General features: G+C 72.5%; 8 protein-coding genes and 5 pseudogenes. 9 read left to right on the top strand and 4 right to left on the bottom strand.

Annotated elements, in window-relative coordinates; all coding sequences use genetic code 11:
* Positions 1-15: 15 nt before the first annotated feature.
* Entirely contained in the window at positions 16-1,458 is a 1,443-nt protein-coding gene (purB, locus tag E6P78_RS22870; RefSeq protein WP_206307885.1) for an adenylosuccinate lyase, read from the top strand.
* Between the two features lie 25 nt (positions 1,459-1,483).
* Positions 1,484-2,032: a G/U mismatch-specific DNA glycosylase gene (gene mug / locus E6P78_RS22865; RefSeq protein ID WP_136205506.1), complete on the top strand. Its 549-nt coding sequence runs from the start codon at positions 1,484-1,486 to the stop codon at positions 2,030-2,032.
* A gap of 9 nt (positions 2,033-2,041) precedes the next feature.
* Here mug and E6P78_RS22860 read toward each other — a convergent pair whose 3' ends face one another.
* Positions 2,042-2,482, bottom strand: a complete 441-nt coding sequence (locus tag E6P78_RS22860) for a hypothetical protein (protein WP_136205505.1) — start codon at positions 2,480-2,482, stop codon at positions 2,042-2,044.
* A gap of 789 nt (positions 2,483-3,271) precedes the next feature.
* Here E6P78_RS22860 and E6P78_RS22850 point away from each other — a divergent pair.
* Both E6P78_RS22850 and E6P78_RS22845 read left to right on the top strand, forming a co-directional pair.
* Positions 3,272-3,559: pseudogene (locus tag E6P78_RS22850) on the top strand (LuxR C-terminal-related transcriptional regulator); the annotation flags it as partial.
* 98 nt (positions 3,560-3,657) lie between these two features.
* Complete coding sequence (locus tag E6P78_RS22845; protein WP_136205504.1) at positions 3,658-4,815, top strand: ROK family protein; 1,158 nt, start codon at positions 3,658-3,660, stop codon at positions 4,813-4,815.
* Positions 4,816-4,948: 133 nt separating this feature from the next.
* Here E6P78_RS22845 and E6P78_RS22840 read toward each other — a convergent pair whose 3' ends face one another.
* Positions 4,949-5,716: a GntR family transcriptional regulator gene (locus tag E6P78_RS22840; RefSeq protein ID WP_136205503.1), complete on the bottom strand. Its 768-nt coding sequence runs from the start codon at positions 5,714-5,716 to the stop codon at positions 4,949-4,951.
* A 503-nt stretch (positions 5,717-6,219) separates the two neighbouring features.
* On the opposite strand from E6P78_RS22840, the pseudogene E6P78_RS22835 reads away from it, so the two are divergent.
* A pseudogene (locus E6P78_RS22835) lies at positions 6,220-7,049 on the top strand (alpha/beta fold hydrolase).
* A 57-nt stretch (positions 7,050-7,106) separates the two neighbouring features.
* Here E6P78_RS22835 and E6P78_RS22830 read toward each other — a convergent pair.
* Positions 7,107-7,955, bottom strand: a pseudogene (locus tag E6P78_RS22830) (DMT family transporter); the annotation flags it as partial.
* A 47-nt stretch (positions 7,956-8,002) separates the two neighbouring features.
* Between E6P78_RS22830 and E6P78_RS22825 the strand changes: the two are divergent.
* From E6P78_RS22825 to E6P78_RS22810, 4 genes and pseudogenes are all read left to right on the top strand, one after another.
* Positions 8,003-9,460: a PLP-dependent aminotransferase family protein gene (locus E6P78_RS22825; RefSeq protein WP_240799329.1), complete on the top strand. Its 1,458-nt coding sequence runs from the start codon at positions 8,003-8,005 to the stop codon at positions 9,458-9,460.
* Between the two features lie 46 nt (positions 9,461-9,506).
* A pseudogene (locus E6P78_RS22820) lies at positions 9,507-9,791 on the top strand (SWIM zinc finger family protein); the annotation flags it as partial.
* A pseudogene (locus E6P78_RS22815) lies at positions 9,792-10,081 on the top strand (hypothetical protein); the annotation flags it as partial. It abuts the pseudogene before it with no gap.
* 213 nt (positions 10,082-10,294) lie between these two features.
* Positions 10,295-11,713 carry a GNAT family N-acetyltransferase gene (locus E6P78_RS22810; protein ID WP_206307887.1) on the top strand — a complete coding sequence of 473 codons (1,419 nt, stop codon included), beginning with the start codon at positions 10,295-10,297 and terminating at the stop codon, positions 11,711-11,713.
* Here E6P78_RS22810 and E6P78_RS22805 read toward each other — a convergent pair.
* A complete protein-coding gene (locus E6P78_RS22805) occupies positions 11,649-12,887 on the bottom strand; it encodes a PLP-dependent transferase (protein ID WP_136205502.1) in 1,239 nt (412 codons plus the stop codon). The genes E6P78_RS22810 and E6P78_RS22805 overlap by 65 nt on opposite strands.
* Positions 12,888-12,921 lie beyond the last annotated feature (34 nt).

Genomic DNA, 12,921 nt, shown 5'->3' with positions numbered 1-12,921 from the left:
GTAGAATCTGGACACGTGACTGCTGTGTCTGCGAAGCCTCGCATCCCCAATGTCCTGGCCGGCCGCTACGCCTCCACGGAGCTGGCCGTCCTCTGGTCCCCCGAGCAGAAGGTGAAGCTGGAACGTCAGCTGTGGCTGGCGGTGCTGCGCGCCCAGAAGGACCTCGGGATCGAGGTGCCCGACGCCGCCCTCGCCGATTACGAGCGCGTCCTCGACCAGGTCGACCTGGCCTCGATCGCCGAGCGCGAGAAGGTCACCCGGCACGACGTGAAGGCCCGGATCGAGGAGTTCAACGCCCTCGCCGGCCATGAGCACGTCCACAAGGGCATGACCTCCCGCGACCTCACCGAGAACGTCGAGCAGCTCCAGATCCGGCTTTCCCTGGAGCTGATGCGCGACCGTACGGTGGCCGTCCTGGCCCGGCTCGGCAAGCTGGCGGCCGAGTACCGCGAGCTGGTCGTGGCCGGACGCTCCCACAACGTCGCCGCCCAGGCCACGACCCTCGGCAAGCGCTTCGCGACCGCGGCCGACGAGCTGCTGGTGGCCTACGGCCGGCTCGACGACCTGCTGGAGCGCTACCCGCTGCGCGGTATCAAGGGCCCCGTCGGCACGGCGCAGGACATGCTCGACCTGCTGGGCGGCGACGCCGGGAAGCTGGCCGAGCTCGAACAGCGCATCGCCGGGCACCTCGGCTTCGCGCAGGCGTTCACCTCGGTCGGTCAGGTCTACCCCCGCTCGCTCGACTACGACGTGGTGACCGCCCTGGTCCAGCTGGCGGCGGCGCCCTCCTCGGTGGCGAAGACCATCCGGCTGATGGCCGGCCACGAGCTGGTGACCGAGGGCTTCAAGCCGGGCCAGGTCGGCTCGTCCGCGATGCCCCACAAGATGAACACCCGCTCCTGCGAGCGCGTCAACGGCCTCATGGTGATCCTGCGCGGCTACGCGTCGATGACCGGAGAGCTGGCGGGCGACCAGTGGAACGAGGGCGACGTCTCCTGCTCGGTGGTCCGCCGAGTGGCCCTGCCGGACGCGTTCTTCGCGTTCGACGGGCTGGTCGAGACGTTCCTGACGGTGCTCGACGAATTCGGCGCCTTCCCCGCCGTCGTGGCCCGCGAGCTGGACCGCTACCTCCCCTTCCTCGCCACGACCAAGGTCCTGATGGGCGCGGTGCGTGCGGGCGTCGGCCGCGAGGTCGCCCACGAGGCCATCAAGGAGAACGCCGTCGCCTCCGCCCTCGCCATGCGTGAGCAGGGCACGGAGCGCAACGAGCTGCTGGACAAGCTCGCGGCCGACGGGCGCATCCCGCTGGACCGCTCCCAGCTGGACGAGTTGATGGCGGACAAGCTCTCCTTCACCGGTGCGGCGGGCGACCAGGTGACCGCGCTCGTCTCCCGGATCGAGGAGATCACCAAGCAGCACCCGGAGGCCGCCGGATACACCCCTGGCTCGATCCTCTGACCGCGGCGACCCTGCCTTCCGGCCGATGACGCCCGAGGAGCTTCAGGCCGCCCGTGACCGCGTTGTTCCCGACGTGGTCGCGGGCGGTCTGCGCGTGCTGTTCTGCGGGATCAACCCGAGCCTGACGACAGGCGCCACGGGCCACCACTTCGCCTTCCCCGGAAACCGCTTCTGGCCCGTGCTCCACCTCTCGGGTTTCACACCCCGGCAGTTGCGCCCCGCCGACCAGGCCGAGCTGCTCCAGTACGGGCTGGGCATCACCAACGTCGTCGCCAGGGCCACGGCCCGGGCCGACGAACTGTCCGCCGAGGAATTCCGGGCCGGAGGACAGATCCTGACCTCCAAGATCGAGCGGCTGCGGCCACGGTGGCTGGCCGTGGTCGGCATCACCGCCTACCGCACGGCATTCGGCGACCGCCGGGCCCTCATCGGCCCCCAGGAGCGGACGATCGGCGGGGCCCGCGTATGGGCACTGCCCAACCCCAGCGGCCTCAACGCCCACTGGACCGCTCAGACCATGGCCGAGGAGTACAAACGCCTGCGGACGGCCGTGGACGAGGACGGCACCGCGTAGTCCGGGCCGTCAGGGCGGGTCGATCTCCGTCACGACCACGCTCAGCTCGCACCCGGAGCCCTCGTCCTCCACGTAGAGCGCCAGCGCGACCCAGCGCCCCTCCTCCGTGCGCCACAGCCGCAGGTACTCGCACCCCGCCACGGTGTCGGCCCACGGGTCGGGTATCTCCTCGCCGGACATCATCCGCTCCAGGGCACTCCACAGGCTGATCGTCTGCGGCTCACCCCAGCGGCTGCCGAGCAGCGTGACCAGCGCTTCGTGGTCCGCGAGACACTGAGCGCGGCGCTCCAGCCGGCCGGCTTCGTCGTCTTCCCAGGCGTCGTCGTCCGCGTGCAGGAACGCCGTGTGGAAGCCGGGCCCGCTGACTCCCGAACCCGACCGGACGCGTTCCGCGGGAAACTCTCGGGCGCGCATCCCGTCGATGAGGCGGAGGTGATGTGCGGTGGTCATGCCGTCAGTAAACCTCTCCCCACTGACAATCGGAGCTTCGCTCCGCACTTTGAGATGGTTTCAGCCACCTCGTTCCTTGGCGCGAGGGGTGTGCAAGGGCCCGCCCATCAACGGGAGACGGGGCCGTGGAGCGGTTTCTGCCACCCGGAAATGTGCGACCTGCCGGCCGAGGTGAAGGGCTCTTCCTTCCAGTCCACCCACCGCTCGGACGGGGCCAGGCCGACGAGCTGCGCCATCAAGTCGAGTTCGCAGGGCCAGACATGGCGGTGAGAGGAGTGCAAGGGCCGCGCGGTCTCGCCAGGCGGCAGGCGCTGCGGTTCGGGTACGGACCCCTCGATGACGAAGCGGCCCCCGGGGCCCGACCGCGAACTCCCGAGCCGGGTACCGGTCCCGGCTCGGGACTCGATGAACGAAACCGTAGGGACCAGCACTTCGGGCGCTTACATGTGCGCGGGATGACTCGTCGTAGCCCTTGGCCATCTGCTCGTTCCACACGTCCGCATCGATGTCCATGAGGGCGAAGACCGCCACGCCACCGGCCGGGCGGGCGGGCGGCTGGGTTTCGAGCGCTGTCACCCGTTGCCCGACAGATCAGTGATCCCTGTTCGCTGTTGGTGGGCTACCGTCCTGGCGCCCGTTCCCGTCGTGATGTTGTCAGCCGTGGTGGTGAGCCGCGGGGAGATGATCACCGTGGCCGTGGTGCAGGCGGGTCCGGCGCGGGGGTGCGGCGCGAAGGTCGACGAGGAGGTGACCGGGCCGCCGGACCTGGTGCCGGGACCGGTGTCGTGGGAGGGGTATCGCATCCTTCTGTCGGCGGCGGTCCGGCAGCTCGCGGCCGAATACGGCACGAACAAGGCGCGCGAGGTGTTGAAGCGGGCTTCGCTCACCGAGCGTGAGGCCGCCGCGCTCCGGTTGATGGCCCGGGGCCCGACCAACGCCGAGATCGCCGACAAGCTCGTGGTGGGGATGGAGACGGTGAAGACTCATGTCAGCGCCGTGCCGGCGAAGTTGGGCGCGCGTGACCGCACGCAGGCGGTGATCGCCGCCTACGAGTCCGGGTTCGTCTCTCCCGGCTGATCGCGGCCTTTCCGAACGGCATCGCCGCCCACGGTCGCCCTACCCCTGAGCAGCGAGTACGATCCGCCTGACATGCGCACGAGCTGGGAGGACACACCGTGGGCCGGCTGACCGGTGGGGACCCGTCGCTGTTGCGTCGGATCAATTCCGCGGTGGTACTGCATGCCCTCCGGGGCGCGTCCTCCTCGACCCTCACGGACCTGACCCGGATCACCGGGCTGTCCCGTCCTACGGTCGAGGGCGTCGTGGAAGGGCTCTTCGAGGCGGGGCTGGTGGTCGAGTCCGCTCCCGACGGGGCCGAGGCACGCCGCCAGGGGCGTCCGGCCCGGCGGTTCCGGTTCCGGGCCGAGGCCGGGCACCTGCTGGGCATCGAGATCGGTCCGCACCGTGTGTCCGCCCTGCTGTCGGGGCTGGACGGGCGGATCATCGGCGCCGGTTCCCGGGAGGTGTCGGAGACGGCCGGTGCCGACGACCGCCTCGACCGGGTACGGGCGGTGGTCGCCGATGTCCTGCGACGCACCGGTGTGGCCCGCAGCAGCCTGCGGGCGGTGGGGGTGGGCAGTCCGGGCATCGTGGAGGCCGACGGCACCGTCCGGCTGGGCACCGCGCTGCCGGACTGGACGGGCCTGGCCCTGGGCGAGCGGCTGAGGCGTTCCTTCCGCTGCCCCGTACTCGTGGAGAACGACGCCAACGCGGCCGCCGTCGCCGAGCACTGGAAGGGCGCGGCCACGGAGTCCGACGACATCGTGTTCGTGCTGGCGGGGCTGAGCCCCGGAGCGGGCTCCCTGATCGGGGGGCGGCTGCACCGGGGGTTCGGCGGCGCGGCCGGGGAGATCGGCGCGCTGCACCTGCTCGGCCGTGACGTGACGCCGGAGCACCTGCTGTCGACGACGGACACCCCGCTGGACCCGCTGGACGAGCACGCAGTCGCCGCGGTGTTCGCGAAGGCGCGGCACGGGGACGAGCAGGCGCAGGCCGCGGTCGAGCGGTTCATTCAGCGCCTGGTCCACGACGTGGCGGCGCTGGCGCTGGCGCTCGATCCCGAGCTGGTGGTGGTCGGGGGCTGGGCCGCCGGTCTGGACGGGGTCCTGGACCCGCTCCGCGGTGAGCTGGCCCGCTACTGTCTGCGGCCCCCTCGGGTGGCCCTCTCGCTCCTCGGCGAGGCGGCGGTGGCGACCGGTGCGCTGCGGCTCGCGCTCGACCACGTCGAGGAAGAGCTCTTCGCCGTGGAGGGAACGGTCACGGCCCGCCGCTGAGTGCGACGGGCCGGGTGGTGCGTACTGCGCGGTGCGTGTTCCGGGGCTGACTGATGGCCGGACCGGCGGCCCAGTCATGGCGGCCGGATCGGGGTCGGCTCAGTCGTGGCGGCCGGACCGGCGGCGGCCCCCGTCAGGAGGCCACGCGCTCCTCTGCGGAGTGGCTGATCTCCAGGTCGCCGGAGTCGCCGAAGGTGAGCCGGCAGGTGTCCGCGCGGTACGTGGCGACCGACACGGCCGCGGTGCCGCCCGCGGCGAGGTAGCGGGTGGTGACCACGAGGACGGGGGCGCCGGGGAGCCGGTCGAGCTCCTTGGCGTCGTCGGCGCGGGCGGAACCCAGCTCGACGGAGCGGTCCTGGCCGTCGAGACCGAGCCGGTGCAGTTCGCGCACGACGTTGCGGGCCCTGGCCGCGCCGGACGGGGCGTCTATGCCGGACAGCTCCGGTACGGAGGACGACGGCACGTACAGCAGCTCCGCCGCGACCACCTGGCCGTGGCTCAGCCGGATGCGGCGCACGATGTGCAGGGGCTCCTCGCCGTCCACGTTCAGCGTCGCGGCGATCGCGGCCGGGGCTGGAGCGCTCTCGCAGTCCACCGACTGCCAGGCCTCGCCGGCCTCGCCGCCGGTCCAGTCGTGCCGGCCGGTCGAGACCGCGACACCCACGCGCGGCGGGGCGACCGTGGTGCCGACGCCGCGGCGGCGGTGCAGTCTGCCTTCGAGTTCGAGCTGCTCCAGGGCCTGCCGGAGCGTGGCCCGGGCGACGCCGAACCGGGCGGCGAGCTCGCGCTCGTTGGGAAGGATCTCCCCCACCGCGAAGTCCGAGTCGAGTGCCTCACTGAGCACGGTCTTGAGGTGCCAGTACTTCGGCTCCTGCACCGTTTCCAGCTGCGTGGTCCCCACCCTGTCCTCCGCAATCGCCCAGCGGCTTTTCCGCGACGTTATTTATTAAAGGTTCCTGTCTTAACGTTGAGACCTTAGGACGGCACACCCCCTTGGTCAAGACCAATCCTCGCCTGTGACGCTGTGAATAGGGGGGTCTGCCGCAGAGCGTTCACAGGACGTTCGCGGACCGGCGCACCGCGCGTAGCACAAAGCCCCACGTCGGAGCCGGTGCGAGGGGATACCGGGCAGTTCCGTCACGACTGGCCGGAAACGACTGAATCGGCCGAAAGAGGCCAGAGGCCGGTATGCGTCACGGATGGCCGGGCGGCGGCGCGGCCAGGAGCGGGCCGCGGGGGCGGACGAGCGGTGGGCCCATCGGCAGCCGGTCCACGGTCGCGGGCTCGCCGCGTGCAGCCCCCTTGAACTGGAAGCTACCTGACGGTAATTGTTGTTGACGCGATGTCTAAGCCGCTTGCAGGCACGGTTTCCGTGTCGCGACCGCAACTTCCGGGAGCACCGCCATGGCCAGCACGGTCTCGTTCAGCGTCGAGTCAGCCCGAGGGCCCCGGACCGTGTCCGTGGCGTACGAACGGACCGGTTCCGGGGAGCCGTTGCTGCTACTCCACGGCATCGGCCACCACCGTCAGGCATGGGACCCGGTGGTGTCGGTCCTGGCCGTGGAGCGGGATGTGACAGCCGTCGACCTGCCCGGCTTCGGCGCCTCACCGGCGCTTCCGACGGCGTTCCGTACGATCTCGCGACCGTGGCGTCGCTGCTCGGGGCCTTCTGCGAGACGCTAGGCGTGGACCGCCCCCATGTGGCGGGCAATTCGCTCGGCGGGCTGCTGGCGCTTGAGCTGGGGCGTTGCGGTCTCGCCCGCTCGGTGACCGCGCTCTCGCCCGCCGGGTTCTGGAGCGAGCGCGAGCGGATCTACGCGTTCGGGACGCTGCGCGCGATGCGGCTCGCCGCGGAGTCGATGCCGCTGCCCCTGATCGAACGGCTGTCCCGCACGGCGGCCGGTCGCACGGCGCTGACCAGCACCATCTACGCGCGGCCCGGCCGCCGTTCGCCGCAGGCGGCGGTCTCCGAGACCCTGGCGCTGCGCGAGGCGACCGGCTTCCACCAGACCCTGGCCGTCGGCCGCGACGTGCTGTTCACCGACGACATACCCGGACTACCGGTGACCATCGCCTGGGGCGGCCGCGACCGGCTCCTCCTGCGACGCCAGGGAATCAGGGCGAAGCGCAAGATCCCCGGCGCCCGCCTCGTCCGTCTGCCCGGCTGCGGCCACGTCCCGATGAACGACGACCCCGCTCTCGTGGCCCGGGTGATCCTCGACACCAGCCGCTGAAGCCGCCGCCCGCTCCCCGCCGCGCCGTCCCAGCACTCTCGACCCGATCGCCACACCGAGCCCGACCAGGCAGGAACCGGCGGCCTGAGCGACACCGTAAGAACCGGTTCCCACCAGCGGGGCGGTGAGTGCGGCGGAGACCGGGATGAGGCCGGAGAAGAGCGTGGCGCGCTCGGCGCCGATGCGCTGCATCCCCATGTACCAGCAGACGAAGCCGATGACCGTCACCACGGCCGCCTGCCAGACCAGCGCCGCCGCCTCGGCCCCGGTCGGCACCCGCAGGAAGCCGCCGCCGTCCAGCACCAGGCCCAGGGCCGCCGACTCGGCCGCGGCGATGACGCAGACCGTCGCGGACAGCAGCTTCGGGCCCAGCGGGCGCAGCACCGGCACGGCGAGGACGGCGAAGCCCACCTCACCGGCGAGCGCGCCCACGGAGCACAGGATGCCCGCCAGGTCCGTACGCCCCCAGCCCTGGACCGTAAAGGCACCCGCTGCGACCAGGGCAGCCGCGTACAGCACGGCACGAGTGGGACGGCGGCCGTCGAGCAGAGGCACGAGCACCGCCACGAGAATCGGCGCGCAGCCGACGAAGACGCCCGGAACGGCTGGTTCCGCGGAGCGTTCGGCGGCCAGGACGGCGAGGTTGAAGCCGACCATGCCGACGGCGGCGAGCAGCGCCAGCCGCCCCCACTGGCGGCCGGAGAGCCCGCGCAGCGTGGCGACGGGCCTCGGTTCCCCCTCCCGGCGGAGCAGGGGCAGGAGAAGCAGCGCCGCGAGGCCGTAGCGCAGTGCCTGGCCTCCCGCGTACGGGTAGTCGCCAAGGACGCTGTTGGCGGTGAAGGAGGCGCCGACGAGGAGGCAGGCGACGGCGGCCGAGAGAGCCCCGCGCACATAGGTCACGTTCATGGCACCGACGCTAGGGAGCCGGGCGGCCCGGTTTAAGGTCCACTTTCATGACGTCTTCGGGGACCAATGCGCGCTCAAAGGCCGACGACCAAGGCCGGGAACCGGTCTCCACGGCCTGGGAGTTGCTGTTGCCGGTGGCATCCGCTCCGGCCCGTGGCCGTGGCCGGGCGCTCCAGTCGGCCCTGCGCGAGGCGGTCCGTTCCGGCCGCCTGGCACCGGGGACGCGGCTGCCGTCCACCCGTGAGCTGGCCGCCGATCTGGGTGTCTCGCGCGGCCTGGTGACCGAGGCGTACGAACAGCTGACCGCCGAAAGCTATCTGCGCAGCGGGCGTGGGGCCGGGACCTGGGTGAGCGGGTCCGCGCGGGCGGCGGCGGGCGGTGCGCGGGATCTCGCCCCGCGCGCCCGTGGTGTTCGCGTCGACTTCCGGCCGGGCACGCCGGATCTCTCCCTCTTCCCGCGCAGCGCCTGGGCGGCCGCCCACCGCTCGGTGCTCGGCCGGCTGCCGCACCGCGCACTCGGCTATCCGGACCCGCGCGGCCTGCCGGAGCTGCGCATCGCCCTTGCCGCGCTGCTGACGCGGCGGCGCGGGGTGGTCGCCGATCCCGAACGGCTGGTGGTCTGTTCCGGGGTGGCGCAGGCGACGACGCTGCTCGGGTTCGTCCTGCACGGGCGCGGCATGCGCACGGTCGGTGTGGAGGACCCCGGGAGCCCCGAGCACACGGCGCTCTTCGCCTCCGCCGGTATGGCGACGGCCCCGGTGCCGCTCGACGACGAGGGCCTGGCCGTGGAGCCGTTGGTGCGCTCCGGCGTGCGCGCCGTGGTCACGACCCCGGCCCATCAGTTCCCGACCGGAGTGGCGTACTCCGCCGCCCGTCGCAGCCGTCTCCTGGAGTGGGCGCGCGAGACGGACGGGCTGGTGGTGGAGGACGACTACGACGGTGACTTCCGCTACGACCGCGCACCCGTCGGCGCCCTTCAGGGGCTCGACCCCGAACACGTCGCCTACACGGGCTCGGTGAGCAAGTCGCTGGCGCCCGGCCTGCGGCTGGGCTGGCTGATCGCGCCGGCCTCGATGACCGACGAGCTCGTCGACCGGAAGCGGACGATGGACCTCGGCAATCCGTCCCTCGATCAGGCGGTACTCGCCGATTTCGTGACGGGCGGGGGCTACGACCGCCAGCTGAGGCGTTGCCAGCGCGCCTACCGCGAGCGGCGCGACGTGCTGACGCGGGCGCTGGCCGAGCACTTCCCCGGCACCGAGGTGAGTGGCATCGCGGCGGGTCTGCACATCATCGCCCGGCTGCCGGAACGCTGGGGTCCGGAGGAGGAGTTCGTCGCCCGCGCGGCCGATGACGGGGTCGCCGTACGCCTGTTGCGCGACTACGGGACGCAGCGGCCCGCGGACGGTTGCGTACGCCTCGTGCTCGGCTACGCCCACCTGGCGCCGGCGGACATCGTCCGCGGGGTGCGCGCGCTGGCCGGACCCCGAAAGAACCCGTGTTGACCTGCGGCAAAGGCCGATTGTCAGTGGTGGGTCCTACCGTTTTTCCCTGACCCGAACCGTGCGGGCTCTGGCCTACTCACGTCCGTCCGCCCTGGCGTCCTGGCGGGGCGGGCAGTTGCTCGGCCTAGAGACCGCGGGCGGCTCCACGCCGCGTGGCTTCGAGCCGCATCCCCGGTTCTTCGCGGGCTTCCTCGCCTCGCCGCGGATCGGGGCGCGCGGGCTCCTCTGTGTGGCGGATGTCGCCGCCGCCCGTTACTACCAGCGGGCCCCGCTGTCCTCGCTGGACCCGGTGGTGACGGGCAACGGCGACCGGCTGCGCTTCGAGTCGTTCGAACGCGAGGCGGTGAAGCCGGGGCGGTTGGCGGACGCGGCTCGTACGGCAGCCGGCACCGGCGCGTACCGGACCGTGCTGTCCGTGCTGGTGCCGGTGCTGCCCGCGTTGCTGGCCCGCGCACGGGCCCCCGGGGCCTGAGCGATCTGCTCGCCGTGGCGGCGGAGTGCGCGGAACGCTGTGGCCCGCCGAAGACCGGCCCGGTCCCGGGCCTCGCCGCGACCGCCGCGCGCGGCGGGAAGCGCAGGTGGTACGCCTGGCGCACCACCTGCGCGCCGGGAAGCGCCTGACGGGCAGGTGGCCCCGGCCCCGGCCCACCATGGCCCGCCCAGGCCGCAGCCGACACCCCGCACGCCGCGCCCCACACCCGCCGGTCCTTCGAAATCACCTGGCCAACCGATCCGAAACCGACGATAGGCAGCTGAATGGGCACTTAACCCATCGGTCACAAAGCGTTCGCGATCAGGCAACACGGTGCGGTCACAGTGGATGCCATGACTGACGTGACATCCGCGAAGAGTGCCCGCCGCCCCCACCACTGGCGGCGGGACCTGATCGAACTCGCCGCCCTGTTCACCGCGGTGGCCGTCGCCGACGCGATCGCCAACCTGATCGGGCACCAGCCGGACGGGCCGTATCTGCTCATCGCCTCCGCCGTGGCGCTGGCCGCTACCGCCGGGTTCCACACCTGGTGGGCACGGCGTCACAGCCACGCGCCCCCGTCCGAAACGTCGATCGCAGACGCTACCGCGGACACGAACCCGGACACAGGCACGGGCACGAACACGGGCACGGGCCCGGCAAGTACGGACGCCGCCAACGCCCACGGCGAGATGGTGCTGTGGCGGATGCGGACCACGGTGCGGGACGCGCCGGGCAGCCTGGCCGCGCTGTGCACCGTGCTGGCCCGGCACGGGATCGACATCCTGACGCTCCAGACGCACCCGCTGGCGCAGGGCACCGTCGACGAGTTCCTGCTGCGGGTGCCCGCCTCGTTGCCGGCCCAGCAGCTGACCCGGGCGATCTCCGCCGCCGGGGGCAGTTCCACCTGGACCGAACGGGCCGATGCCCACGACCTGGTCGACGGCCCCACGCGGGTGCTCGGCCTCGCCACCCGTACCGCCCTGGACGCCGCCGAACTGCCGCTCGCCCTGCGTCAGCTGCTCGGGCGGTGCTCCATCCACTCGCTGCCCGCCGTGTCGGTCACCGGACGCGCCACCGGCGAGACCGCCCCGGTGGAAGGCGTGCTGGCGGAGACGACGATGCGGCTGCGCGATCCGTCCGGCGGTGTCATTACGGTCGAGCGCCCCTATCTCCCGTTCACGCCCACGGAGTTCGCGCGGGCGCGTGCGCTGGTGGAGCTCGACGCCCGGCTCGGCCCCCGGGTCCCGCGCGGCGAGCAGGTGCTCACCCTGCCCGAGGGCAACGAGATCACCGTGCGCCGGGCGGACCGCGCCGACCTCGGAGCGGCCGTCGCCATGCACGGGCGCTGCTCCGAGCAGACCCTGCGGCTGCGCTACCACGGCCCGGTCCGCGACGCCGACCGCTACCTCGATCACCTGCTGAGCCCGCGCTTCGGCCGCACCCTGGCCGTGCAGACGGCCTCCGGCCGGCTGGTCGCCCTCGGCCATCTGCTCTGGGACGGCGACGAGACCGAGGTCGCCCTGCTCGTCGAGGACGGCTGGCAGCGCCGCGGCATCGGCTCCGAGCTGCTCGCCCGGCTCGCGGCGCTCGCCGTCGAGGCCGGCTGCGAGAGCGTCTACGCCGTCACCCAGGCGTCGAACACCGGCATGGTCGCCGCCATGCGTGCGCTCTCGCTGCCGCTCGACTACCAGATCGAGGAAGGCACCCTCGTCATCACCGCACGTCTTGGCGTGACCCCGGCACGCTCCCTGCCGCCGTACGAACAGGCCGAGCGCTGACATCCGCCGCGGGCTCGTCGCCGCTCAGCGCCTGACAGAGGTCGGCCCACAGGTCCTCGACGTCCTCCAGACCGACCGACATGCGCAGCAGCCGGTCGCCGACGCCGGAAGTCTGCCGGTCTCCTTCGTCCACGATGCGGTGGCTGATGGAGGCCGGGTGCTGGATGAGGGTGTCGACGCTGCCGAGGCTGACGGCGGGTGTGATCAGCCGTACCCGGGCGATCACCTGGTGCGGGTCTCCGTAGACCTCGAAGGAGACCATCGCGCCGCCCAGTTCGGGGTAGTGCACGCGGGCGATCCGCGGGTCGGCGGAGAGCCTGCGGGCGAGTTCGGCGGCGCTCGCGGAGGCGGCCCGGACCCGCACCGGCAGGGTGGCGAGGCCGCGCAGCAGCAGATACCCGGCCGTGGGGTGCAGGACGCCGCCGGTGGCGAAGCGGACCTGGCGCAGCACGGCGGCGAACTCCTCGTCGCAGGCGACGACCCCGCCCATCACATCGCCGTGACCGCCCAGGTACTTCGTCGCGCTGTGCAGGACGATCCGCGCGCCGTGTTCGACGGGGCGCTGGAGGACCGGGGTGGCGAAGGTGTTGTCGACCAGCAGCGGCACGGAGCCGCAGGAGTGCGCGACGGCTCTGATGTCCACCTCGGCGAGGGTCGGGTTGGCGGGCGTCTCCACGATCACCAGGCCCGTGTCGGGCCGGATGGCCTCGGCGATGCCCGCCGGGTCGGTCCAGGTCACCTCGGTGCCGAGGAGCCCGGCGCCCAGGAGGTGGTCGCTGCACCCGTACAGGGGCCGCACCGCCACCACATGGCGCAGCCCCGCGCTCGCGCGGGCCAGCAGCACGGCGGTCAGCGCGGCCATTCCGCTGGCGAAGGACACCGCGCTCGCGGTCCCTTCGAGCCGGGCCAGGGCCGTCTCGAAGCGTGCGGTCGTCGGGTTGTCGAGCCGTGCGTAGACGGGCGGCCCGTCGAGGCGGGCCCCGGTGGTGGCGAAGGTGTCGATCCTCTCCGCCTCCGCCCTGGAGTCGTACGAGGGGTAGGTGGTCGACAGGTCGATCGGCGCGGCGTGCAGGCCGAGGGCCGCGAGGTCGTCGCGTCCGGCGTGCACGGCTTCGGTGGCGAGCGCCCGGGACGAGGTCGTCGTCAAGGGCGGCAGCGCGGATTCGGTGTCCATGCCCGTACTCTGAACACTCACCGGGATCTACAGC

Source organism: Streptomyces sp. A0958 (genome assembly GCF_004795035.1).
Classification (GTDB): Bacteria; Actinomycetota; Actinomycetes; order Streptomycetales; family Streptomycetaceae; genus Streptomyces.
Note: the sequence above shows the minus strand (reverse complement) of the source record. Positions and strands in the feature narration are given on the sequence as shown.